The sequence below is a fragment of the Rhodoferax antarcticus ANT.BR genome (assembly GCF_001938565.1).
In the GTDB taxonomy this organism is placed as follows: domain Bacteria; phylum Pseudomonadota; class Gammaproteobacteria; order Burkholderiales; family Burkholderiaceae_C; genus Rhodoferax; species Rhodoferax antarcticus.
The window spans coordinates 1,008,196-1,031,420 of record NZ_MSYM01000013.1 but is presented as its reverse complement, the minus strand read 5'-3'; the positions used below and the strand labels follow the sequence as shown (position 1 = coordinate 1,031,420).

Genomic DNA, 23,225 nt, shown 5'->3' with positions numbered 1-23,225 from the left:
AAAGCAGGGATTTTTCCTGTCATAATTCATCGACTTGCCTACCCCCAACAAGGGTTACGCAAAGTCTGCGGCAGAGGCTCATGCGACTTCAACACACCAAGTCCAGCCGCCAACCCTCCCCCGTTTTTGCACCTCCCCTCCCTTACAGCGTCATTCCATGCATTTAAATGAACTCAAGGCACTGCACGTGTCAGAAGTCCTCAAGCAAGCTGAAGATCTTGAGATTGAAAACACTGGGCGCATGCGCAAACAGGAGCTGATGTTTGCCATCATCAAAAAGCGCGCCCGTGCGGGTGAGCAGATTTTTGCCGACGGCGTGCTCGAAATTCTGCCCGACGGTTTTGGTTTCCTGCGCAGCCCCGACACCAGCTACACCGCCAGCACCGATGACATCTACATCAGCCCCAGCCAGGTGCGCCGCTTTAACCTGCACACCGGCGACATGATTGAAGGCGAAGTGCGCACGCCGAAAGACGGCGAGCGCTACTTTGCCTTGAACAAGCTGGAAAAGGTCAACGGCGGCGGCCCCGAGGAAAACAAACACAAGGTGATGTTTGAAAACCTGACGCCGCTGTTTCCCAAGGTGCAAATGCGCTTGGAGCAGGATGGCTTGAAGACCGAAGAAAACATCACCGGGCGCATCATCGACATCATTGCGCCCATCGGCAAAGGCCAGCGCGCCCTGCTGGTGGCACCGCCCAAGAGCGGAAAAACGGTGATGATGCAGCACATTGCCCACGCCATTTCGGCCAACTATCCTGATATTCACATGATGGTGCTGCTGGTGGATGAGCGCCCCGAGGAAGTGACTGAGATGCAGCGTACCGTCAAAGGCGAGGTGATCGCCTCGACTTTTGACGAACCCGCTGCACGCCATGTGCATGTGGCCGAGATGGTGATCGAACGCGCCAAACGTCTGGTCGAGCTGAAAAAAGACGTGGTGATTCTGCTGGATTCCATCACCCGACTGGCCCGCGCTTACAACAACGTGGTGCCGTCCAGTGGCAAGGTGCTGACCGGCGGTGTGGATTCCAACGCGCTGCAACGCCCCAAGCGCTTCCTGGGTGCCGCGCGCAATGTGGAAGAAGGCGGCTCGCTGACCATCATCGCCACCGCGCTGATTGACACCGGCAGCCGCATGGACGAAGTGATTTTTGAAGAATTCAAGGGTACGGGCAACTCGGAAATCCACTTGGACCGCCGCCTGTATGAAAAGCGCGTGTTCCCGTCGATCCAACTCAACCGCAGTGGCACGCGCCGCGAAGAGTTGCTGCTGCAACCGGAAATTCTGCAAAAAACCCGCATCCTGCGTCAGTTTTTATACAACATGGACGAAATAGAGTCCATGGAAATGGTCTTAAAACAAATGAAGGCCACCAAGAACAACAGCGAGTTTTTCGACATGATGCGTCGTGGCGGCTAATCATTTGGCTGGTTTATAATCTGAGGCTTTTCGCGATAAGTACGAGCGGCTTTGAATTGCACATCGGGTTTGTGCAAGGGCTGACGCGGCTAACGCAACTGATGGAGATCACATGAAAAAAGGCATTCACCCCAATTACCGCGAAGTCTGCTTCCAGGACTTGTCCAACGGCTTTAAATTCGTCACCCGCTCTTGTGTCAGCGCCAAAGAAAAGATCACCTTGGAAGACGGCCGTGAACTGCCCTTGTACAAGCTCGACACCTCCAGCGAGTCGCACCCCTTCTACACCGGCACACAAAAGTCTGTGGACAACATGGGTGGGCGCGTCGAGCGCTTCCGCAACCGCTTCGGCAAAACTGCCGCCAAGTAAGCACTTTTAGCGCTCTGCCAAAGGCAGCCGGGTTATTCCGAGCTGCCTTTTTCTTGTGCGCAATGACCGCACCCTGCGCCCGTCTTAAGCCATGAACCAGCCCACCCCAGCCATCGTGGCACAAGGCGCTGTGCGGCGCTTGCCGCGGCTGGCACTGTGGCTGTTTTGTGCCGCTTATGTGCTGCCGGGTTTTCTCGGGCGCGGCCCGTGGAAGCGCGAGGACATCACCGCCCTGGGCTACATGCTGGAACTGGCCCGTGGCACGGCCGATTGGTGGCGCCCAACATTGGGTGGACGCAGCCCAGATGTCGACGCCCTGCTGCCCTACTGGCTAGGCGCCTGGGCCATACAAGCTGCTCCGACCTGGCTGAGTGCCGACTGGGCGGCGCGCTTGCCCTTCATGCTCATGCTGATGACGACGCTGGTGGCCACATGGTATGGGGTTTACTACCTGGCCCGTAGCCCACTGGCTCAGCCAGTGGCGTTTGCCTTCGGTGGTGAGGCCCAGCCGACTGACTACGCGCGCGCCATCGCTGACGGTGGCTTGCTGGCGCTTATCGCCTGCCTGGGGCTGGCCCAATTGGGTCATGAGACTACACCAGCGCTAGCGCAGTTGTCTTTCACAGCACTACTCTTCTATGCCACAGCGGCGCTACCTTACCGCACCTACACCCCCGGCTTGGCTGCTGTCACCGGCCTGGTGGGTCTGACACTCTCTGGCGCCCCAAGCCTGGCCATGGCTCTGGGCACAGGCTGCGCCGCCATTTACCTGCTGGAATCCGGTTCGGAGTCAGCTGAGCCACAGCGCCAAAAACGCCGGGCTGCTGGCTTGCTGGGCATCACCCTGCTCTGCGCGACGCTTGCCACATGGCTGAATCTCTGGCAGTGGCGCATTCAGCTACCCAAGGCAAATTGGGCCGACTGGCAAAGCTTGGGGCGTCTTTTCCTGTGGTTTGCCTGGCCAGCCTGGCCGCTGGCTATCTGGACACTTTGGCGCTGGCGGCATCAGTTGCTGGGCGCACGTCTGAGCAGCCGACATCTGTGGCTGCCGCTGTGGTTTGTACTGGTGGCGGTTGCAGCAACCCTCACCACCAGTTCGGCGCAGCGCTCCTTGTTGCTAGCGTTGCCGACACTGGCGGCGCTGGCGGCCTTCGCACTGCCCACGCTGGAGCGAAGCGTGGGCGCTTTGATTGACTGGTTCACGCTGATCTTTTTCAGCGGCTGCGCGGTGATCATCTGGGTGGTGTGGATCTCGATGCAAACCGGGGTTCCAGCGCAGCCCGCCATGAACGTCGCGAGGCTTGCTCCCGGCTTTGTTCACAGCTTTTCATTTATACCTTTTTTAATAGCAGCAGGCGCAAGCCTGACATGGGCTTGGCTGGTCAAATGGCGTGTAGGCCGGCACCGCGCAACACTTTGGAAAAGTGTGGTTTTACCGGCTGGCGGGGCAGCATTGTGCTGGCTGCTGCTCATGACCCTATGGCTGCCGCTGCTGGACTTTGTGCGCAGTTATGCCCCATTGGTGCAGCAGGCAGCCACCGTTTTGCCCGCCAATCCGGTCTGTGTTTCCACACTGGGGCTGAGCCGCAGTCAGATGGCCGCCTTCAAGTTTCACGGGCAGCTGCCGCTCAGACCCTCAGAAACAGGCGCCAATTGCCCGTGGCTGATCGCTGACGGTGAAGATCCCCGAACCACTGCGGGCTTTGTATCCGGTAAACCCTGGCTGTTGCGAGCAACTATCCGGCACCCAGCAGACCGCGACGAAAAAGTGTATATCTTCGAGCGGCAGGCTCAGTAAGCTGCTTCTCGCAAGCGCTCTGCCGGAAAGGTGATCCGAAAACTGGAGCCTTTGCCCAGCCGGCTCTCAACGGTCAAATAGCCTCCATGGCGCTGCGCGACATGCTTAACAATCGCCAATCCCAAACCAGTGCCACCTGTTTCACGCGAGCGGCTGCGATCAACCCGGTAAAAGCGCTCGGTCAGGCGAGGTAAGTGCTCCGGTGCAATGCCGGCGCCGGAGTCAAGCACTTCAAAAGTAGCCTGACCGCCTGGCAAACGCTTGAAACTAACCCAAATTTGACCCCCTGGTGGGGTGTAGCGAATAGCGTTGCTCACCAAATTACCCATCGCACTGTGCAGCTCAGCCGCCACCCCTGCGATCTCGCCCTGAAAAAGACATTCAAACTTCAGGTCATGTAAAGCTTTGCCGTCAATGTTGATCACACGCGTCAGCGAATGGGCGTCCTGTGCCAGTTGCCGCATCAGGGTGAGTACTGAGCTCCAAACATCCACCCCCGGGCTGGGGCTGCCTTCGAGTTTGGAGAGCGTCAGCAAATCATCCACCAGGCTTTGCATGCGCCGCCCCTGCTGAGCCATCAGGTCGAGGTAACTGTCTCGCTCCAACGGCTCAAGTTCCAGAGTCTGCAGGGTTTCCACAAAACCGCTCAACACCGTTAGGGGTGTGCGAATTTCGTGCGAAACATTGGCGACAAAATCGCGCCGCATGGCCTCAGCCTGCTCCACGGCCGTCACGTCCCGGGACAGCAGCAACTTGCGGCCACCACCATAGGGGTAAAGCTGCACCGACAGGCGAACCGGGCGCGTTGCCGTGCTCTCGCGCCCAGACATCAGCAGTTCCCGGTCAAACTGTTTTACGGCGAGATAGGAGACAAATCCCGGGTCACGTACCAGATTGCCAACAACTTGCGCCAAGTCACGCACTGCGTCCAGACCAAAGTGGGTTGCGGCGGTATGGTTGCACCACTCGATACGGCTCTCACCATCCAGCAAAATGACCCCGTTGGGAGAGGCCTGCAACGCCAACAGAAAATCCTGCAGACGGGTGTTACTGTCATTGATGAGGTTGTCTTTGTTGCGTAACAAGCGTTGCGTGCGCTCCAGTGCTTCGCCCCAGACGCCGGATTTCAGCGGCAACAGCGGGGGCCTTTCGGGTATCAGCCAAGCCAAGGCACGCCCGGCACGCACACTGTCCAGTACAAACCAAAGAGTGGCTGCCAGCAAAGCCCCCCACAGCGCATCCACGTAGCGGTCAGTCCAGGACAGTCCCAACCACAGTCCTAGGCCTGCCCCCAGCAACTGGACGACCAAAAAACTGACAATTCGCAAAAACATCAGGCGCGATGGTGTCTTAAAGGCTATGCCGCTGGCGAAACACTCACCACTCCTTGCGTCTGTGTCGTGATGCGGTATCCGGCGCCGCGCACGGTCTCAAGCATGACCGCAGCGCGCTCGCCCAGGGCTTCACGCAGGCGCTTGACATGCACATCAACTGTGCGTTCTTCAATGAACACATGGTCGCCCCAGACCTGATCCAACAGCTGCGAGCGGCTGTGCACGCGCTCGGCATGGGTCATCAAATAGTGCAGCAACTTAAACTCGGTGGGGCCCAGCTTCACTGGCTGATCATCAAACGCGACCCGGTAGGTCGCAGCATCCAGGCTGAGCTGCCCCATGATCACCAGCGTGGGCTCCTGCTCTGGGGCACGCCGGCGCAACACCGCGCGAATGCGTGCCAGCAGTTCCTTGGTCGAAAAAGGCTTGCTGATGTAATCGTCTGCGCCAGCGTCCAGCCCGGCCACCCGGTCAGACTCGTCGCCGCGCGCGGTAAGCATGATGATCGGGATACTTTTGGTTCGCGGATGTGCCCGCCAGCGCTTGGCCAGGACAAGCCCAGACTCGCCTGGCAGCATCCAGTCCAGCAATATCACGTCTGGTAGAACCGCATCCAGCTCAGCCTGGGCGGTTAAGCTATCCATCGCCCATATGGGCCGAAAACCGCTGTGACGTAAATTCACCGAGATCAACTCAGCAATCGCAGGCTCGTCCTCTACGATCAGAACCGCGGGCACTCGCCTCATTTCACCACCAGCTCGATCTGGTCCAAAGGCGAATGCCGCACATCAGCACCCTTGACAATGTAGATGATCAACTCGGCAATGTTTTTGGCATGGTCGCCAATGCGCTCGATGGCCTTGGCCAGAAACAGCAAGTCAAGGCTGGGGGAGATCATGCGCGGATCTTCCATCATGTAGGTGATCAGCTTGCGCACAAAACCGTCGAACTCTTTGTCGATCAGGTCATCTTCCTTCAGGATAGCCAGCGCTGCGGCGGTGTCGAGTCGGGCGAAAGCATCCAATGCCTTGCGCAGCAAGCCCGATGCCAGATCGGCAGCCACCCTGAGCTCCAGCGATGGCAAAGCGCGCGGCGCGCCAGTACCAATGATGGACAAGACCATGCGGGCGATTTTTTCGGCTTCATCACCCACCCGTTCCAGATTGGCGGTGGCCTTGGAGATGGCGATAAGCAAGCGCAGATCGCGGGCGGTGGGTTGGCGCCGGGCAATGATGCTGGAGAGTTCGCGGTCAATTTCGATTTCCATCGCATTGACTTTGGCCTCGGAAGCGGTGACCTGATTGGCGGCTTCGACGCTGAACTCTGACAGGGCGTAGATGGCCTGTCGGATTTGCGACTCCACCAGACCACCCAACTCCATGACACGCGAAGAAACGGAACCCAATTCGCTGTCAAATTGGGAAGACAAGTGTTTATCAGACATGGGTTTACCTCAAAGGTGACTAGCCAAACCGGCCGGTGATGTAGTCTTCAGTTTCCTGCCGGTTCGGCTTGAAGAAAATTTGCTCGGTGGCACCAAACTCCATCAGGTCGCCCAAATACATATAAGCGGTGTAGTCGCTGCAGCGCGCTGCCTGCTGCATGTTGTGGGTGACGATGACCACGGTGTAATCCTGTTTGAGTTCAACGATCAATTCTTCCACCTTGGCGGTTGAGATCGGGTCCAGCGCAGAGCACGGTTCGTCCAGCAAAATGACTTCCGGCTTGATGGCCACACCGCGCGCAATACATAGCCGCTGCTGCTGACCGCCAGACAGGCTGGAGCCGCTTTGCTTGAGCTTGTCCTTGACTTCATTCCAAAGTGCCGATTTGCGCAAGGCCCACTCCACCCGCTCTTCCATATCGGTTGCGCTGAGTTTTTCAAAGAGTTTGACGCCAAAAGCAATGTTGTCAAAGATAGACATCGGAAACGGCGTCGGTTTTTGAAACACCATGCCAACCTTGGCACGCAGCAAAGCCACGTCTTGTTTGCTGGTCAGCAGGTTCTCGCCATCCAGCACGACTTCGCCTTGGGCGCGCTGCTCGGGATACAACTCAAACATACGGTTAAAAACCCGCAACAGTGTGGACTTGCCACAGCCCGACGGACCGATAAAAGCCGTGACTTTCTTTTCAGGAATATCCAGGTTGATATTTTTGAGCGCATGAAATTTGCCATAGTAAAAATCAAGGTTTTTCACCGCGATCTTGACAGGGGATACTTTTTCAGTGTCGGTCAGCATGGTTTGCAAGCCTTATGGATAGAGTTTATTAGCGAGCCTAGATCTTTTGGCGCGTTAACACCCGCGCCAGAATATTCAGCCCCAGCACCGCAAGAGTGATCAAAAACACACCGGCCCAAGCCAGTTGCTGCCAGTTTTCATACGGGCTCATAGCGAATTTAAAGATGGTAACCGGCAAGCTGGCGATAGGTCCGCTCAGATTGGAAGTCCAGAACTGGTTACTCAGGGCGGTAAACAGTAACGGTGCTGTCTCACCCGCAATCCGCGCTACTGCCAGCAGCACGCCGGTCACCACCCCGGCTCGAGCCGCTCGCATGGTGATGCTCAAAATCACCTTCCACTTGGGTGCACCCAGGGCGTAAGCCGCTTCACGCAGGCCCGGCGGTACCAACTGCAACATGTTTTCGGTGGTGCGGATCACCACGGGGATCACGATCAGCGCCAACGCCAGGATGCCGGCATAGCCCGAAAACGATTTAAATCGGGACACCACCACAGAATAAACAAACAGTCCAATCACAATCGATGGCGCAGACAACAAAATATCGTTGACAAACCGCGTGGTATTGGCGAGCCAGCCTTTGGTCTTGAACTCGGCAAGATAGATGCCCGCCATCACCCCGATGGGCGTGCCGACAAACGTCGCCAACATCACCATCAGGAAAGAGCCGTAAATCGCGTTGAGCAGGCCACCCTCATCATTGGGCCCTGGGGTCATCTGCGTCAAAGTGGCGATGGTCAGCCCGGCGGTGCCCAACCGCACGGTCTCATACAAAATCCAGAACAACCAGAACAAGCCAAAGGCCATGGCCGAGAGCGACAACACCAGCGCGACGATATTGACCGTCTTGCGTTTGGCATAGAGACTGGCACGCATTTGCGTGAGTTCTTGAGCCTGCAAAAGTTCTTCACCGGTGGTCATGTTTTAGCTCCTTCGCTTTTGCGCAGTTGGGAGAGCAACAACTTGGACAGCGACAACACCACAAAGGTGATGAAAAACAGGATAAGACCCAGGTACATCAGTGATGCCTGGTGTAGCCCTTCACCGGCCTCGGCAAATTCGTTGGCCAGCGCGGAGGTGATGCTGTTGGCCGCCTGAAACAGACTCAGCGAGTCAAGCTGGTTGAAATTACCAATCACAAACGTCACCGCCATGGTTTCCCCAATGGCGCGCCCCAAGCCCAACATGATGCCGCCAACCACACCCGCTTTGGTGTAAGGCAGCACCACCGTGGAAACCACTTCCCACGTGGTGGCCCCTAGCCCGTAAGCGGATTCCTTCAGCAAAGTCGGCGTCACCTCAAACACATCGCGCATCACGGCCGCGATGAACGGAATAATCATGATCGCCAAAATAATGCCCGCGGACAAAATGCCGATGCCGACAGGTGGACCAGAAAACAGCGCTTCCAGGTAGGGCACGCCCTTGAACATTTTTTGTAGCGGCTGCTGCACGTAAGTGGCCAGAATCGGGCCAAAGACCAGCAAACCCCACATGCCGTAAACGATGGACGGAATGGCCGCCAGCAACTCGATAGCTGTTCCCAAGGGCCGTTTCAGCCATGCAGGTGACAACTCGGTCAAAAACAGTGCAATACCAAAACTGATCGGTACGGCAATCAACAGCGCGATGAATGAGGTCATCAACGTGCCATAAATCATCACCAGGCCACCAAAATCCTCTTTGACCGGATCCCAGGTGGTAGAAGTCAAAAAGCCGAGTCCGTATTTCTGGATGGCTGGCCAGGCACTGATGGTTAGCGACACCAAAATGGCCAGCAGCGTGCCCAAAGTCAACCAGGCTGACCCTTGAGCCAGCCAGCCAAAGATGCGGTCGGCCAATGGGCCAGACCGCGCCTGTTTCATCGGTGGAGGTTTGATCATGTCACGCGAAACCGCAGTTGGTGTTGGGCCTGAGGGTGCCTTTGGCGAAAGTGTAGCTGCCACGTTTTAATTCTCCTTCTTCCGGCAAACCCAGGCCCAACCACACATTACTTCAAAGCAACCGGCTTGCCGGAAGCATCCTTGACATTGGCCCAACCCTTTTCGATGGTGGCAACCACTGAATCAGGCAGTGCAACATAGTCCAGATCACCAGCAGCTTTGTCGCCGTTCTTAAACGCCCAGGCAAAAAACTTGAAGGCTTCGGTGGCGTTGGCGGGTTTATCCTGCACGTTGTGCATCAGGATAAAGGTCGCCGTAGAAATGGGCCAAGTGCCCTTGCCAGGCTGATTGACGATCAACTGGTAGAAAGTTTTGTTCCAGTCAGCACCGGCAGCAGCAGCCTTGAAAGCCTCTTCGCTGGGCTCAACAAAAGAACCGTCCTTGTTTTTCATCATGACGTAAGTCATTTTGTTTTGCTTGACGTAGGAATATTCCACGTAGCCAATTGAATTGGGCAGGCGGTTGACGAACGAGGCCACGCCTTCATTGCCTTTGCCACCTGCACCCACTGGCCAGTTCACCGCGGTGCCTTCGCCCACCTTGGTTTTCCACTCGGGGTGGACACTGCTCAGATAGTTGGTGAAGTTGAAAGTGGTACCAGAGCCGTCAGCGCGGCGCACCGGGGCAATGTCAGCATCTGGCAGCGCCAGGCCAGGATTCAGCGCCTTGATGGCGGCGTCATTCCACTTGGTGATCTTGCCTAGGTAAATATCACCAAGAACCTGACCGTCAAGCTTCATTTGCCCTGGTGCAATCCCTTTGATGTTGATCACCGGCACCGTGCCACCGATCACGGTAGGGAACTGGAACTGACCCTTTTTTTGCAGCACTTCATCTGTCTGGGGCATGTCGGACGCGCCGAAATCCACTGTTTTGGAATCAATCTGCTTGATGCCAGCGCCCGAGCCCACCGACTGGTAGTTCACCTTGACACCGGTGGCCTTGTTGTAGTCAGCCGCCCACTTGGAGTACAGAGGTGCTGGAAAGCTGGCGCCTGCGCCAGTGATTTCCTGGGCATTGGCCAGGCTGGAGACCGACAGAGCGCCAAAAAAGGCCAAAGTTGAGGTTGCCAAAACGGACTTGAATGCATTTGTCATCATGAAAGATCCTATAAAAGTTGAGAGTGAAACTCAGGATGTGCGTCCTGCACAACAGTGAATTTAAGACATCAATGTGTCAATACTGTGACATAACAGACATTCGTGTCTGGCGTTTTGGATACTTCATGTGTCTGTCACGCCATCGTCATCAAAATTCCGCCCCTGCTGAGCTAACCTATAGCGATTGCCAACGCGTTTGGACATCTGCATTAACCATAGCCATTGGAAATTGACATGCTCGCCATCAAGAAAGCCCGCAAACTCATCGAAGCCAACCCTGGCGAGCCAGCAGCACAAATCATTACCGCACTGGTGTTGGCGCTTGAGAGTGAAACCAGCATCTCGGTGGCCCAACTGTACAAACTCGATGACAAACGCTTTAAGCTGGCTCTGGAAATACTCGACGAGTGGCGGCTGGACAGGCACTACGCCAGCAAACTACGCCTGATCGACTCCAGCACCTTTGTCCAGGAATTCAACGCAGCCAACACCCCACCCCAGCCGCCTGCAAAAGCCTGACTCAGTGCGGATTGGTGCGGATCAGCGCTGACCCCTGCACGTCAAGCCGCGGCAGTCCGCAGCGCAGTTGTTTCGGATGCTATGCTGGCAGCCTGAAACGACTTAAAAAATCAACATGCAAGATGGATCACGCCTGGCAGCGGTGGATTTGGGCTCCAACAGTTTTCGCCTTGAAATCGTTCAGGCGGCGGCTGGCCAGTTTGCCCGCTCGGATTATCTGAAAGAAACCGTGCGCCTGGGCAGCGGGCTGGACAATCAGTCGCGGTTGACGCCCCAGGCCATGCGCAAAGGTTGGGACTGCATGGCGCGATTCGGTGAACGGTTGCGCGCATTTTCCCCGCAGGCTGTCAGCGCGGTAGCCACACAAACCCTGCGCGAAGCCAGCAACCGCGCTGAATTTCTTAACCAAGCCAGCGAACTGCTGGGATTCCGGATCGAAACCATTTCTGGGGACGAAGAGGCCCGCCTGATCTACCAGGGCGTGGTGCAAGCGCTGCCTGACGCCCATGAGCGCCGCCTAGTCATAGATATTGGCGGGCGCTCTACCGAATTGATTGTCGGCAACGGTGCCCGCATACAGCAGATGGCGTCTTACCCAGTGGGCAGCGTTATCTGGTCCATGTTGTATTTTCCTAAAGGCGACTTGACCGCAGCCGCCTTTGCTACGGCCGAAGAAGCTGCCAGGGCGGTACTGACCCCGGCCTGCGCATTTTGTGCACCGCACCAGTGGGATGTGGCCTACGGCTCGGCGGGCACGGTGAATGCCGTTGTCGACGTTTTGGCCGCCGCTGGGTGGCCAGCGGGACACCTCAGCCAAGGTGGGCTGGACTGGCTGCTGGCCAAGCTACTGCTGGCGCACAGTGCCGGTCAGCTCAGCATGATGGGACTGCGCGAGGACCGCAAAGCCATCATTGGCGGCGGCTTGAGTGTGCTGCGCGCGCTGTTTGCGCTGCTCAACATAACCCGGCTTGAGCAGGCACAAGGGGGTTTACGCCATGGTCTGCTGATGAACCTGATGCGCGACACCGCCTGAGTGCGGTCCGCCCGCATCAAGCGCAAAGCGCCCATAAAAAAAGCCCGACCAGAGCCGGGCTTTTTGAACCGCGAACAGCGCCAGCGCTGTTGCAGACGGACTTACATGTGGTCGATCATCACCTGGCCAAAGCCGGAGCAGCTCACTTGGGTAGCGCCGTCCATCAATCGGGCGAAGTCATAGGTGACCTTCTTGCTCTTGATGGATCGCTCCATTGAGTGAATGATGGCGTCAGCGGCTTCGGTCCAGCCCATGTGGCGCAGCATCATTTCAGCGGACAAAATCTCCGACCCCGGGTTCACGTAATCTTTGCCAGCGTACTTGGGAGCCGTGCCGTGGGTGGCTTCAAAGCAGGCCACCGAGTCAGACAGGTTGGCGCCGGGTGCGATACCGATGCCGCCCACTTGCGCGGCCAGTGCGTCAGAGATGTAGTCGCCGTTCAGGTTGAGCGTGGCGATCACAGAATACTCAGCCGGGCGCAGCAAGATTTGCTGCAGGAAGGCATCAGCAATGCTGTCCTTGATGGTGATTTCTTTGCCCGTTTTCGGGTTTTTGAACGCGCACCAGGGGCCGCCGTCAATCAGTTCGGCGCCAAACTCTTTTTGTGCCAGCCCATAGGCCCAGTCACGGAAGCCGCCTTCGGTGAACTTCATGATGTTGCCCTTGTGCACGATAGTTACGCTGGGCTTGTCGTTGTCAATGGCGTATTGCACGGCTTTGCGCATCAAGCGCTCGGTGCCTTCGCGTGACACCGGCTTGATGCCAATGCCCGAGGTGTCGGGAAAACGGATCTTGGTGACACCCATTTCCTCCTGCAGGAATTTGATGATCTTGAGCGCCTTGGGCGACTCGGCTTCAAATTCGATGCCGGCGTAAATGTCTTCCGAGTTCTCGCGGAAGATCACCATGTTGGTCTTGTGCGGCTCTTTCACGGGGCTGGGCACGCCTTCAAAGTACTGAATGGGGCGCAGGCAGACATACAAATCGAGTTCTTGGCGCAGCGCCACGTTCAGCGAGCGAATGCCGCCGCCCACGGGCGTGGTCAGCGGGCCCTTGATGGACACCACGTACTCGCGCAGTGCAGCCAGGGTTTCTTCGGGCAGCCAGACATCGGGGCCATAAATTTTGGTGGATTTTTCGCCGGCGTAAACTTCCATCCAATGGATTTTTTTTGCGCCGCCGTAGGCCTTTGCCACTGCGGCGTCCACCACCTTCATCATCACCGGGGTGATGTCTTGGCCAATACCGTCACCCTCAATGAACGGGATGATCGGCTGATCAGGAACGTTCAACGAATAGTCGCTGTTGACGGTGATTTTTTGGCCTTCTGATGGAACCTTGATGTGCTGGTACATTGAAATATGTCTCCGTGAATGGATCAAAAAACACGGCCCATGCACCCGGGCATGAGCCGAAAAATCATTCTAGTCGCAATAGTTGTTCGTCACTATCAGCGCCACTGCACGTTCGCCCTGCACCACTCAGCAATAACCACCTCTGTCGTTTGCAGAGAAAATACAGCCATGAAGACTTTACTCATCACCCTCACCTGCTGGCTGGCTGCCAGCGCCGCTTGGGCACAAGGGGCGCCACAGCTTGATTTGCTGCGTACCAAACTCAGCGCCGGCATGTATTTGATTGATACCCAGGTGGCCGCCACCCCCGAGCAGCGCGAGATCGGCCTGATGCACCGCGCGAACATGCCCCAAGGCGAAGGCATGCTGTTTGTGTTTGATCGGCCCGGCGAGCAATGTTTCTGGATGAAAAATACCCTGCTGCCGCTGACGGCCGCTTTTGTGGCGGACGACGGCACGATTGTCAATTTGGCCGACATGAAGCCGCAGACCACCGACTCGCACTGCTCCAAAAAACCGGTGCGTTATGTGCTGGAAATGAACCAGGGTTGGTTCGAGAAAAAAGGTATCAAGGCCGGCGCGAAGCTGGGTGGCGTGCCGTTTAGCGGTCAATAATGCTATTATAAATGAAGCTATTAGCGCTTATTCCATAAGGGTTAGAGGCCAAAAATGCATATAAAAAAGCCACCTTATAGTGGCTTTTTTGGTGGCCATCAGACCAGATCAGGCGAAGTTGGCTTGTGCAAAAGGCCAGTTCACCATCTTGTCGAGGTAGGTTTCGACAAACTTCGGGCGCGCATTGCGGTAGTCGATGTAGTAGGCGTGCTCCCACACGTCCACGGTCAGGATGGCGGTGTCGCCGGTGGTCAGCGGGGTGCCAGCGGCGCCCATGTTGACGATGTCGAGCGAGCCGTCGGCTTTTTTCACCAGCCAGGTCCAGCCAGAGCCAAAGTTGCCCACGGCCGATTTCACAAACGCTTCACGGAAAGCCGCGTAGCTGCCCCACTTGGCGGTGATGGCAGTAGCCAATGCGCCGGTGGGCTCGCCGCCGCCATTGGGGGTCATGCAGTTCCAGAAGAAGGTGTGGTTCCACACTTGAGCGGCGTTGTTGTAGATGCCACCGCTGGCTTTTTTGACGATGGATTCCAGATCCATCGCTTCAAACTCAGTGCCTTTTTGCAGGTTGTTGAGGTTCACCACATAGGCGTTGTGGTGCTTGCCGTGGTGGAATTCCAGTGTTTCTTTGGAGTAGTGCGGGGCCATCGCGTCGATGGCAAAAGGCAGAGTGGGCAAAGTGTGTTCCATGGATTCCTCTTGGGTGGGTTGCGAAAAGTCAAATTGTAGGAAGTTTCAACGATTTTTGTGGCGTTACTGTCAAATCAACCGTGCCATCCATGAGGGTGGCGGCAATCGATTGCCCAGCGTGAGTCTGTGCCGTGCGGGTGATAGCGCAGCCAGCGTTGTCGCTCAGCCAAGCGTAGCCGCGTTGCAGAACCAACTGCGGGTCAAGCAAGCTTAGGCGCAGCGTTGCGCGCTCCAGCCGCTGATGGTGCACCTGCAGGCCGCGCTGCAAAGCAAGCGGCGGGTGCTCAGACAGGCGCTGCAGCTGCTGGCGGTGCACTTGTAGCGCGTGGCGTGTGGCGCTTTGCAGGGTTTGCGCGCAGCCGCTCAGGCGCAGGCGCTGGCCCGCCAGTCGGGCAGACGGCCGCCCGAGCCGGGCAACCGCCGTGTCAAGCCGCTGGCTTTGCCGGTCCAGATGGCGGTTGAGCGCGTCTTGCAAGCGGCGCTGCACCCCATCCAGCGCGCCCAGCCAGGCATCGCGCGGCTGCGCTACCAGTTCGGCAGCGGCGGTGGGCGTGGGTGCGCGCAGGTCGGCCACAAAATCAGCGATGGTGAAGTCCGTCTCATGACCGACACCACAAATAACCGGCACCGGGCTGCTGGCAATGACGCGGGCGAGTTGCTCGTCGTTGAACGCCCACAAGTCTTCCATCGCCCCGCCGCCGCGCACCAACAGGATCACATCCACAGGTGGCGGTGTCGCCACACCACGCGCCTTTTTATAAGGAAAATCGGCCTCTAGCCCTTGTTCTGATTGCGTGAGCAGATATAAATTTAAGAGCGACTGAGTCAACTCAGCGGGTGCCTGCGCCCCCTGCACTGAAGCCGGTGCAAGCAGCACCGGGATGTGTGGCAGACGTCGTTGCAGCGCGGTCACCACATCGTGCAAGGCCGCTGCGCCGAGCGAGGTGACCAGGCCAATGGCACGTGGCATCAGCGGCAAGGGGCGTTTGCGGCTGGCTTCAAACAGCCCCTCAGCTTCCAGCTTGGCCTTGAGCAACAAAAATTGCTCAAACAGGCTGCCTTGGCCTGCGCGGCTCATGCTCTCGACGATCAACTGCAGGTCGCCCCGTGGCTCGTACACACTGAGCTTGCCGGTCACTTCGACCAGTTCGCCGTCGCGCGGCACAAATGCTAGGCCAGCTGCGGCGCGTTTGAACATGGCGCAGCGCAGCTGGCCGGTGGCATCTTTCAGCGTGAAGTAACAGTGCCCGCTGGCCGCCCTGGAGACGCCCGACAACTCCCCAAGCACCGTGACCGGGTTGAAACGCGCCGCCAGCGCATCGGCAATGGCCCGGCACAACGCGCCCACTTGCCATACTAGGGGTTTTGCCGGTGTGTTTTTTATGTCAAACATGATCCAACCCCCTTGACAAATGCTGTTCTTCGGTTTTCATAAAGTCAAGTCATCCACAGTTTGACGAAACAAACTTGGTGCCAAAATGGATAGCGTTGAATCTCGAATGTTCGTCAAATGTCGTTGATTTCATTGTATTTTTAGCTGCCTAATTTATCATCAATCTGTCAGACACCAAGCGGGGCGCGGCTTGCAGCCACTTCTGCAACGGGTTCTCCACAAAGTTATCCACAGAACTTGTGTGTTGTCAGCCCGCAAATCTGTCAAAGTGCTGCGCCATAATTGACCGGCTTATCTCTTCAGCGGAGTCCTATTTTGTTTTCCATCATACAAGCCGCAGGCTGGCCCATCTGGCCTTTGATTGCCTGCTCCATACTGGCGCTGGCGCTGGTGATTGAGCGTTTCATCAGTCTCAAAGTCGCCAAAGTAGCACCGCCCAATTTGCTTGACGAAGCAATGGCCGTCACCCGCAACGGCGTGCCCGGCCCCGACGTGATCAACCAGCTTGAAAAAAACTCGGCGCTGGGCGAAGTGCTGTCCAGCGGAATGCGCGCCTTGGCACAGAACCCGCGCTGCTGCGACGACGAGTTGCGCGCGGCGATGCAAAGTAGTGGCCGCCTGGTGGCGCACCGGCTGGAACGCTATCTGAGCGCGCTGGCCACCATCGCTTCTGCCGCACCGCTGCTGGGCCTGTTTGGCACGGTGATCGGCATGATTGAGATATTTGGCTCACAAGCACCCGGCGGTGCCACCGGCGGTAACCCAGCGCAACTGGCGCACGGCATCTCGGTGGCGCTGTACAACACCGCGTTTGGCCTCATCATTGCCATACCTTCGCTGATTTTCTGGCGCTACTTTCGCGCCCGAGTGGATGGATTTCTGCTGACACTGGAGTTGGCGGCCGAGCGTTTGGCGCGGCATCTGATCAGCTTGCCAAAATGATGATGCCCCCTTGCATATGCTTCGCTGCCCCCCGAGGGGGCCCTCGTGTCTTGGGGCGGCCCGGCGGCGCTCAATCGTGACTCTGTGAGACTTTATGAACTTTCGCACCCGCCCCAAGGAAGAGCCGGAAATCAACCTGATCCCGTTCATCGACGTGTTGCTGGTGATTCTGATCTTTTTGATGCTCACCACCACCTACAGCAAGTTCACCGAGATCGAGCTGCGGCTGCCACTGGCTGACACCGAAGCTCAACGCGACTACCCCAAGGAGGTGCTGGTGTCAGTTAACAGCGAGGGCAATTACAGCGTGAACAAGGTGCCGGTGGCGGGGCGCAACGTGGCTGAGTTGGCGCAAGCGCTGCAAGAGGGTGCCAAAGCAGGCAAGGAATCGGTGGTCATCATCTACGCCGACGCCACCGCCCGGCATCAGGCGGTGATCACGGTGATGGAGGCCGCCAGACGCGCCGGGCTTTCGCAGGTGACCTTTGCCACGCAGTCGAGCAGCGCTGCCGGGGCCAACAATTAGTCAACCCTTAGTTTGTGCGAGTGAAGTTTGAAGCGGCGTGCCGGTTGACTACAGGGTGCATTCATGGATGGGCTAACTGGCGTGACGGGCCACATGGGGTCAGGCAGGAGACCTCATACGCGCTGCGCTTTGCGAAATCAACCCCCTGCCTGACCCCATATGGCCTGAGACAGTCGGGGTGCGCGATGCATTTCAGGAACCCGGCTATTTCCTTTCGGCGAACCCGCGCGCTCGCAGCAGCGGGTGGGGTATTGGGGACCGCCGATTTCGCAAAGCCAAGCGCGTATGAGGTGGGCCCCAATACCCCACCCGCTGCCGCCCAAGGCTTGCAGCCTGTTCTGGCCGTAAAACTGCCGCTGCGCCGAGGCAGCGGCAAAAAGTTTAGCGCTTGCGGCCTCTACGCTCAAGGCACGCGCTGACCCGTAGGCGTTGCTCAATTTCTACACGATCAACCCGCCATGCCTGCACTCACCCCCACGCCCGCCTGGCAGCAAACGCTACGACGCGCTTGGACGCAGCGCGGGTTACTGGCCTGGCTGTTGTGGCCGATGTCCATGCTCTACGGGCTGCTGGTCGCCATCCGTACGACGCTCTACCACTGGGGCGTATTTAAGGCTCAGCGCGTGCCGGTACCCGTGGTGGTGGTGGGCAATGTGGTCGCTGGGGGCGCGGGCAAAACGCCGGTGGTGATCGCGCTAGCGGAGCATTGGTGCCAGCGCGGCATTCGGGTGGGCGTGATTTCTCGGGGTTACGGGCGCAGCACACCCGGTTGCCTGGAAGTCACCCGTGAGCGCGCTGCACAAGAGGTGGGTGACGAGCCCGCGCTGATCCACCGGCGCACTGGCGCACCGGTGTTTGTGGCCGAGCGGCGCATTGACGCAGCCCGTGCCCTGCTGGCACGCCACCCGGACACCCAAATCATCCTCAGCGACGACGGGCTGCAACACCTGGCGCTGCACCGCGACCTGGAGATTGGCGTGTTTGATGAGCGCGGTGTGGGCAACGGCTTTTTGCTGCCAGCGGGCCCACTGCGCGAGCCCTGGCCGCGCAAGCTGGACTTGGTGCTGCGCTCGGGCATCGAGCCGGCGTTTGATGGCTATCGCATCCAGCGCACGCTGGCCGACCACGCCGTCACCGCCAGTGGTGAGCAAGTCCCACTCGCCAGGCTGATCGACACGCCAGGCGCCAGCGCCAAGCCGGTGTTGGCGCTGGCCGCCATTGCCCAGCCCGAGGTGTTTTTCAGCATGCTGCGCGCCAAGAGGCTGACGCTGGCGCACACATTGGGTTTACCGGATCACTATGATTTCAAGAGCTTCTCGCGCAATGAATACAAGGGCTACAGGCTGATTTGTACTGAAAAAGATGCGGTCAAGTTGTGGCCACTGTGCCCGGATGCACTGGCGGTGCCGCTGATCTCGGTGCTGCCAGACGACTTTTGGGCCGCGCTGGACGCGCATACCAACGCCCTGCTGGACCTCCCCACCAGCTTTTGAGAAGCTATCATCACGCCATGGACACACGACTACTTGAACTGCTGGTATGCCCGGTCACCAAAGGACCGCTCGAATACAACCGCGAGACGCAGGAGCTCACCTCGCGCAGCGCCCGCCTGGCCTACCCGGTGCGCGACGGCATTCCGATCCTGCTGGAAAACGAAGCCCGCACCCTGACCGACGAAGAACTTGGGCTGTAGCCTGACCCGTCTGGTGGTGCAGCCGCGCTGGCCTGATTGCCCTTTTTTTGTAACTTCTGCATCAATCCTGCTGTGTCCTTTACTGTCCTGATTCCCGCGCGACTGGCTTCTACACGCCTGCCCAACAAGCCGCTGGCGGACATTGCAGGCGTGCCAATGGTGGTGCGCGTGGCGCAGCGCGTGTTGTCCATCCAGGCAACGAAGCCACGTGTGGTGGTGGCCGCCGACAGTGCCGAGATCGTGGCCGCCTGCCAGGCGCATGGTGTGGACGCGGTGCTCACCCGCGCCGATCACCCCTCTGGCTCAGACCGCCTGGCCGAGGCCTGTGCCCTGCTGAGCCTGGCCGATGACGAGGTCGTGGTCAATGTGCAGGGTGACGAGCCGCTGATCGACCCAGGGCTGGTGTCTGCCGTTGCCACCTTGTTGCAAAAAACGCCTCTAGCCCAGATGAGTACTGCGGCACACGCTATAGACTCTGTAGCTGACTTTCATAACCCGAATGTCGTCAAGGTGGTGCTGGACGCGCACAACATGGGTTTGTATTTCAGCCGCGCACCGATTGCCTACCCGCGTGACACGCCAGATCATCTGCCGCACCCTGCCCCGCTGCGGCACATCGGCATTTACGGCTACCGGGTCGGTTTTTTGCGCCAATTCCCCCTGCTGGCCCAGGCGCCGCTGGAGGTGACCGAATCACTGGAGCAATTGCGCGCGCTCTGGCATGGCTATCGCATTGCCGTGCACATCACCGACCAGGCGCCTGGCGCGGGCGTCGACACACCCGAAGACCTGGCACGTGTGCGGCAACACTTCGCCGCAGTTCCGCCTTTGTCGTAAGTTATTCAACACAGCGCGCATGCTATTCTTCAATCTCGATTGCTTAGACCTTTTTGCCCCCTCAAAGACGGGTGCCCGACCCGCTTTCATTTTTTAAAAACATCCCGAGGACACACATGAAACTGATCTTGTTGGGCGCACCTGGCGCTGGTAAAGGCACACAAGCCACCTTCATCTGCCAGAAATACGGCATTCCGCAAATTTCCACCGGCGACATGCTGCGTGCCGCGGTTAAGGCCGGCTCGCCGCTGGGTGTACAAGCCAAGGCGATCATGGATGCCGGCGGTCTGGTCAGTGACGACCTGATCATCAACCTGGTGAAAGAGCGCATCGCACAGGCCGATTGCGCCGACGGTTTCCTGTTTGACGGCTTTCCGCGCACCATTGCACAGGCCGACGCGATGAAGGCCGCCGGTGTCAAGATCGACTATGTGCTGGAAATGGACGTGCCGTTTGACGCCATCGTCGAGCGCATGGGTGGACGGCGCTCGCACCCGGCCTCAGGGCGCACCTACCACGTCACGTTCAACCCGCCCAAAGTGGCCGGCGTGGATGACGTGAGCGGCGAGCCGCTGGTGCAGCGCGCTGACGACCAGGAAGAAACCGTCAAAAAACGTCTGGACGTGTACAGCGCCCAAACCCGCCCGCTGGTGGACTACTACAGCCAATGGGCCGCCGCAGAGCCCGCTGCTGCCCCCAAATACCGCGCCATCAGCGGCACTGGCAGCGTGGAAGACATCACCGCCCGGGCGTTTGAGGCGCTGACCAGCTAAGTCGCACACCGCTTGCCGATAGCTGCCTGCAGGCGCTGAAAGAGCGCTGAGGCAGCTTTTTTATTACTATTTTTTCTATAGCTGTCAGCGCTTATTTCTAAAGGGCTAGAGGCCTAAAAGGCTTATAAATTCAAGCAGACTGCTTGAAAGCCATCACCGCCTGATTGCGCAGCGTGCGCAGCAAAGACAGCTCTTTCTCGTCCAACTCCAGCCCACCTTTCTGCGCCTTGTCGGCGTAGATCAGACCAAAGGATTTGCCTTTGAGCAACAGTGGCAGGATCAAAAAAGTGGGCGCGTTGTAGCTCTGGCTGTACCAAGCGGGCAATCGCTGCTGGATGCGTGGGTCGCTGGCATCGCTGATCAAGGTGTCTGCAGCCTTGCTGCAGATGGTGGCAAACAGGTCTGGCGTGCCCGTCGTATGTAGCGGCACATGAAACTGGTTGACCAGGCTTTCCACCCCGTTGCCCAGCCCGAAACGACCGGTGAGGGTGTCAGTTTTGGGGTCGCGCATGCAAAAGACGATGCGGTCAAATTCCAGCGCGCGAAACATGGTCTCCAAAATCATGCGCAACACATCGCTGAGATTGAAGTCTTCCACCATCGCGTTGGTGATGTCCTGAACACCGGCGACCAGGGTCTGCGATCGCTGGCCTGAAACACTCGCTTGGGTAGCCGCTGCCATCGTGGCTGGCTGAGCAGACAGGACCGGCATGGCGTGAAACTCGTTGGAAATGATCGTGTCTATATCCTGATTGCGGCCCGGACCAGCCTGCCCAGCCACCGCAAGATGCACCTGTTGGTTCAGCAGATGCGCCGCCAGCGAATCGGCGCGCACGGTGATGTCCATAGCCTGGGCCAGTTCCACCAGTTTTTTGCGCGCCGCAGCGGTGGCTGCCTGCACCTGCTCGGTGCTAATACCCAGCGCTCTGTAATAGGTTTTGGTCAGCTTCGCCAGTCGCGCATCAACCACCTGCGCTTCGCTGTGCAGCATGGCGTCGGCCATGTCGTTGGCGGCGCGGGTGTTCCAGCGCAGGCGCAAAAGCGGGTCTTTGGGTGGCTGGTTGGGTGGGTCGCCCGAGGGTTTAATGATGCAGCGCTGAATGCTCTCGGGCAGGCTCCAGGCCCTGGAGATGCCCAGGCCAAGCGCCTCGTAGCTCAGGCCCAGCACACGGGTGGAGGCGGCGTCTTCGCTGATCGGCCCACACGGGTCGCTCACCTGGTCGTGGATGGCCAACGCTTCTTCTGGAAAATAAAACTGCGACAGCATGCGCCCCAAGCTCTGGAACAGGGCGCCGATAAAGGCCTCTTCGCCCTCAGCCTGGGAGCCACCCAGCTCGGCGGCAATGGCGCCTGCCATCAGGGCGCGCAAAAACTCTTCTTTTAGCAGGTGCGCATTGGCTTTGTCCTGCATATGTTCCAACAGCACCAGGCTCAGCGCCATGTTGCGAATGCCGTTGAAACCGACCAGCGTCACCGCCCGCGACACCGTGCCCACGCTGCTGCCGCGAGCGTAGTGGGCGCTGTTGACCAGGCGCAGCAGCTTGTTGGTCAGCGCCACGTCCTTCAGGATCTCATTGGTGACGCTGTTGATGCTTTCCTTCTCCGAACTGGCCATGCTCTGGATACGGCCGATCGACTCTGACAACGCCGGGAAATCGCCCTTGTTGCGCATGCGACGCAGCAAAAAATCCAGCGTGCTGTTCTGCTTGCCGCTGGGGGTTGTAGCGTCGCTGGTCTGAGTCGCTGGCAGCGTTTCCTGCTGCGTCAGCTGCTGCGCCAATGTCAGGCCGGGCACGTCGTCACACCGGCCTATCGCCGCTGTCATTTCAACTGCACCGAGCCTGACACGGAGACCGACACCAACGCCAGACCCGCTTCCACGGGCACGGGCGCAGTTTCAGCGGCCTCGGCGCGCACCGCCATCATCGACGCACGGTAGTTGGGCGGCCCGCCTTCGTCAAAATTCACGCTGACCTCACCCAAGGTGTAGGCGCCGAAGTCAAAGGCTTTGGCGATGTCGGTAGCGCGCTGGCGAAACAGCGCTATTGCCTGGTTTTGCGCTTGTGCCTGCGCCGCCTGACGCTGTGCCGGGGTCAGGCCAAAACTGGCGCTGGCAACGCTCAGCGTGGTGAGCTTGCCAGCCGTCGCGCTGATACGCGCGACGTCTTGGCCTTGCAGCACCAGCTCAGCTGTGCCTTGCCAACCGGTAATCTTGCCGTCACGGCTATAGCGCGGCGACAGGCCGAAGCGCCCGGTACGCACCTCCATGAGCAGCGCCTGGGCGTCTTTCTTAGCCAATACCAAGGCGGCATCCAGCGCGGTTTTGAGCTGGTTTTGAACCACTTGGGCGTCCGTTCCCTCACGGGTGGTGCTGAGCGACAGGGTCAGCAGGTCTTCTGCCACCTGCACGCTGGACTGCGCCGACAGGTTCACCCGCTGGGCGGGCAAGGGCTGCAGGTTTGTCTGAGCAAAACCGGCTCCAGCCCAAGCTGAGAAAGCGATGTACGCTATAACTTTTTGTATGTTTTTCAAAATGACTAATCCATAAATCTGCTGACACAACGACATCTTGTCACCTGCAAAATTTGTAACAGCGTGTGAAGCATTGGCCAAAACCGGAAGATAGCGGCGACTACG

The 23,225-nt window shown here is 58.4% G+C and carries 24 protein-coding genes; 12 read left to right on the top strand and 12 right to left on the bottom strand.

Features of this window, described 5'->3' with window-relative positions; genetic code table 11:
• The first annotated feature begins 157 nt into the window (after nucleotides 1-157).
• The 3 genes from rho (at nucleotide 158) to BLL52_RS13635 (ending at nucleotide 3,591) form a co-directional block, all read left to right on the top strand.
• Nucleotides 158-1,423, top strand: a complete 1,266-nt coding sequence (gene rho / locus BLL52_RS13645) for a transcription termination factor Rho (protein ID WP_075587125.1) — start codon at nucleotides 158-160, stop codon at nucleotides 1,421-1,423.
• Between the two features lie 112 nt (nucleotides 1,424-1,535).
• Nucleotides 1,536-1,793: a type B 50S ribosomal protein L31 gene (locus BLL52_RS13640; RefSeq protein ID WP_075587124.1), complete on the top strand. Its 258-nt coding sequence runs from the start codon at nucleotides 1,536-1,538 to the stop codon at nucleotides 1,791-1,793.
• Nucleotides 1,794-1,884: 91 nt separating this feature from the next.
• Nucleotides 1,885-3,591 carry a hypothetical protein gene (locus BLL52_RS13635; protein WP_075587123.1) on the top strand — a complete coding sequence of 569 codons (1,707 nt, stop codon included), beginning with the start codon at nucleotides 1,885-1,887 and terminating at the stop codon, nucleotides 3,589-3,591.
• Here BLL52_RS13635 and phoR read toward each other — a convergent pair.
• From phoR to pstS, 7 genes are all read right to left on the bottom strand, one after another.
• Nucleotides 3,585-4,925: a phosphate regulon sensor histidine kinase PhoR gene (gene phoR, locus BLL52_RS13630; protein WP_075587122.1), complete on the bottom strand. Its 1,341-nt coding sequence runs from the start codon at nucleotides 4,923-4,925 to the stop codon at nucleotides 3,585-3,587. The genes BLL52_RS13635 and phoR overlap by 7 nt on opposite strands.
• Before the next feature lie 23 nt (nucleotides 4,926-4,948).
• On the bottom strand, nucleotides 4,949-5,671 hold the full coding sequence (gene phoB / locus BLL52_RS13625) for a phosphate regulon transcriptional regulator PhoB (protein ID WP_075587121.1): 723 nt from the start codon (nucleotides 5,669-5,671) through the stop codon (nucleotides 4,949-4,951).
• Complete coding sequence (gene phoU, locus BLL52_RS13620) at nucleotides 5,668-6,369, bottom strand: phosphate signaling complex protein PhoU (RefSeq protein ID WP_075587120.1); 702 nt, start codon at nucleotides 6,367-6,369, stop codon at nucleotides 5,668-5,670. The genes phoB and phoU overlap by 4 nt, the downstream gene beginning before the upstream one ends.
• 19 nt (nucleotides 6,370-6,388) lie before the next feature.
• Complete coding sequence (gene pstB / locus BLL52_RS13615; RefSeq protein WP_075587119.1) at nucleotides 6,389-7,168, bottom strand: phosphate ABC transporter ATP-binding protein PstB; 780 nt, start codon at nucleotides 7,166-7,168, stop codon at nucleotides 6,389-6,391.
• A 37-nt stretch (nucleotides 7,169-7,205) separates the two neighbouring features.
• Nucleotides 7,206-8,090, bottom strand: a complete 885-nt coding sequence (gene pstA, locus BLL52_RS13610; RefSeq protein ID WP_075587118.1) for a phosphate ABC transporter permease PstA — start codon at nucleotides 8,088-8,090, stop codon at nucleotides 7,206-7,208.
• Nucleotides 8,087-9,052 (bottom strand): phosphate ABC transporter permease subunit PstC, encoded by a 966-nt coding sequence (gene pstC, locus BLL52_RS13605; RefSeq protein ID WP_075587117.1) that lies wholly within the window; start codon nucleotides 9,050-9,052, stop codon nucleotides 8,087-8,089. Before pstC ends, pstA begins: the two co-directional genes overlap by 4 nt.
• A gap of 107 nt (nucleotides 9,053-9,159) precedes the next feature.
• Nucleotides 9,160-10,209: a phosphate ABC transporter substrate-binding protein PstS gene (pstS, locus tag BLL52_RS13600; RefSeq protein ID WP_075587276.1), complete on the bottom strand. Its 1,050-nt coding sequence runs from the start codon at nucleotides 10,207-10,209 to the stop codon at nucleotides 9,160-9,162.
• Nucleotides 10,210-10,446: 237 nt separating this feature from the next.
• On the opposite strand from pstS, the gene BLL52_RS13595 reads away from it, so the two are divergent.
• Together BLL52_RS13595 and BLL52_RS13590 are read left to right on the top strand one after the other, a co-directional pair.
• On the top strand, nucleotides 10,447-10,731 hold the full coding sequence (locus BLL52_RS13595) for a hypothetical protein (RefSeq protein WP_075587275.1): 285 nt from the start codon (nucleotides 10,447-10,449) through the stop codon (nucleotides 10,729-10,731).
• A gap of 115 nt (nucleotides 10,732-10,846) precedes the next feature.
• On the top strand, nucleotides 10,847-11,764 hold the full coding sequence (locus BLL52_RS13590) for a Ppx/GppA family phosphatase (protein WP_075587116.1): 918 nt from the start codon (nucleotides 10,847-10,849) through the stop codon (nucleotides 11,762-11,764).
• Nucleotides 11,765-11,865: 101 nt separating this feature from the next.
• On the opposite strand, the gene icd is transcribed toward BLL52_RS13590, so the two are convergent.
• On the bottom strand, nucleotides 11,866-13,125 hold the full coding sequence (gene icd / locus BLL52_RS13585; protein WP_075587274.1) for an NADP-dependent isocitrate dehydrogenase: 1,260 nt from the start codon (nucleotides 13,123-13,125) through the stop codon (nucleotides 11,866-11,868).
• A gap of 162 nt (nucleotides 13,126-13,287) precedes the next feature.
• Here icd and BLL52_RS13580 point away from each other — a divergent pair, with 162 nt between their 5' ends.
• Complete coding sequence (locus BLL52_RS13580) at nucleotides 13,288-13,734, top strand: DUF192 domain-containing protein (protein ID WP_075587115.1); 447 nt, start codon at nucleotides 13,288-13,290, stop codon at nucleotides 13,732-13,734.
• 108 nt (nucleotides 13,735-13,842) lie between these two features.
• Here BLL52_RS13580 and BLL52_RS13575 read toward each other — a convergent pair whose 3' ends face one another.
• Both BLL52_RS13575 and xseA read right to left on the bottom strand, forming a co-directional pair.
• Nucleotides 13,843-14,424 carry a superoxide dismutase gene (locus tag BLL52_RS13575; RefSeq protein WP_075587114.1) on the bottom strand — a complete coding sequence of 194 codons (582 nt, stop codon included), beginning with the start codon at nucleotides 14,422-14,424 and terminating at the stop codon, nucleotides 13,843-13,845.
• Between the two features lie 28 nt (nucleotides 14,425-14,452).
• On the bottom strand, nucleotides 14,453-15,817 hold the full coding sequence (gene xseA, locus BLL52_RS13570; RefSeq protein ID WP_075587113.1) for an exodeoxyribonuclease VII large subunit: 1,365 nt from the start codon (nucleotides 15,815-15,817) through the stop codon (nucleotides 14,453-14,455).
• A 315-nt stretch (nucleotides 15,818-16,132) separates the two neighbouring features.
• Between xseA and BLL52_RS13565 the strand changes: the two genes are divergently transcribed.
• The 6 genes from BLL52_RS13565 (at nucleotide 16,133) to adk (ending at nucleotide 20,588) form a co-directional block, all read left to right on the top strand.
• Nucleotides 16,133-16,759 carry a MotA/TolQ/ExbB proton channel family protein gene (locus BLL52_RS13565; protein ID WP_075587112.1) on the top strand — a complete coding sequence of 209 codons (627 nt, stop codon included), beginning with the start codon at nucleotides 16,133-16,135 and terminating at the stop codon, nucleotides 16,757-16,759.
• A 94-nt stretch (nucleotides 16,760-16,853) separates the two neighbouring features.
• Complete coding sequence (locus BLL52_RS13560; RefSeq protein WP_075587111.1) at nucleotides 16,854-17,285, top strand: ExbD/TolR family protein; 432 nt, start codon at nucleotides 16,854-16,856, stop codon at nucleotides 17,283-17,285.
• A 458-nt stretch (nucleotides 17,286-17,743) separates the two neighbouring features.
• A complete protein-coding gene (gene lpxK, locus BLL52_RS13555; protein WP_075587110.1) occupies nucleotides 17,744-18,778 on the top strand; it encodes a tetraacyldisaccharide 4'-kinase in 1,035 nt (344 codons plus the stop codon).
• Between the two features lie 17 nt (nucleotides 18,779-18,795).
• The gene (locus BLL52_RS13550; RefSeq protein ID WP_075587109.1) at nucleotides 18,796-18,978 is read left to right on the top strand and encodes a Trm112 family protein; all 183 of its coding nucleotides are present in this window, start codon (nucleotides 18,796-18,798) and stop codon (nucleotides 18,976-18,978) included.
• A gap of 72 nt (nucleotides 18,979-19,050) precedes the next feature.
• Nucleotides 19,051-19,815, top strand: coding sequence for a 3-deoxy-manno-octulosonate cytidylyltransferase (gene kdsB / locus BLL52_RS13545; RefSeq protein WP_075587108.1), 765 nt, complete (start codon nucleotides 19,051-19,053; stop codon nucleotides 19,813-19,815).
• Nucleotides 19,816-19,931: 116 nt separating this feature from the next.
• Complete coding sequence (gene adk, locus BLL52_RS13540) at nucleotides 19,932-20,588, top strand: adenylate kinase (protein ID WP_075587107.1); 657 nt, start codon at nucleotides 19,932-19,934, stop codon at nucleotides 20,586-20,588.
• A 130-nt stretch (nucleotides 20,589-20,718) separates the two neighbouring features.
• Here the strand turns inward: adk and BLL52_RS13535 are convergent, their stop codons facing one another.
• On the bottom strand, nucleotides 20,719-22,413 hold the full coding sequence (locus tag BLL52_RS13535; protein WP_075587106.1) for an HDOD domain-containing protein: 1,695 nt from the start codon (nucleotides 22,411-22,413) through the stop codon (nucleotides 20,719-20,721).
• Nucleotides 22,410-23,120 carry an SIMPL domain-containing protein gene (locus BLL52_RS13530; protein WP_075587273.1) on the bottom strand — a complete coding sequence of 237 codons (711 nt, stop codon included), beginning with the start codon at nucleotides 23,118-23,120 and terminating at the stop codon, nucleotides 22,410-22,412. The genes BLL52_RS13535 and BLL52_RS13530 overlap by 4 nt, the downstream gene beginning before the upstream one ends.
• Nucleotides 23,121-23,225 lie beyond the last annotated feature (105 nt).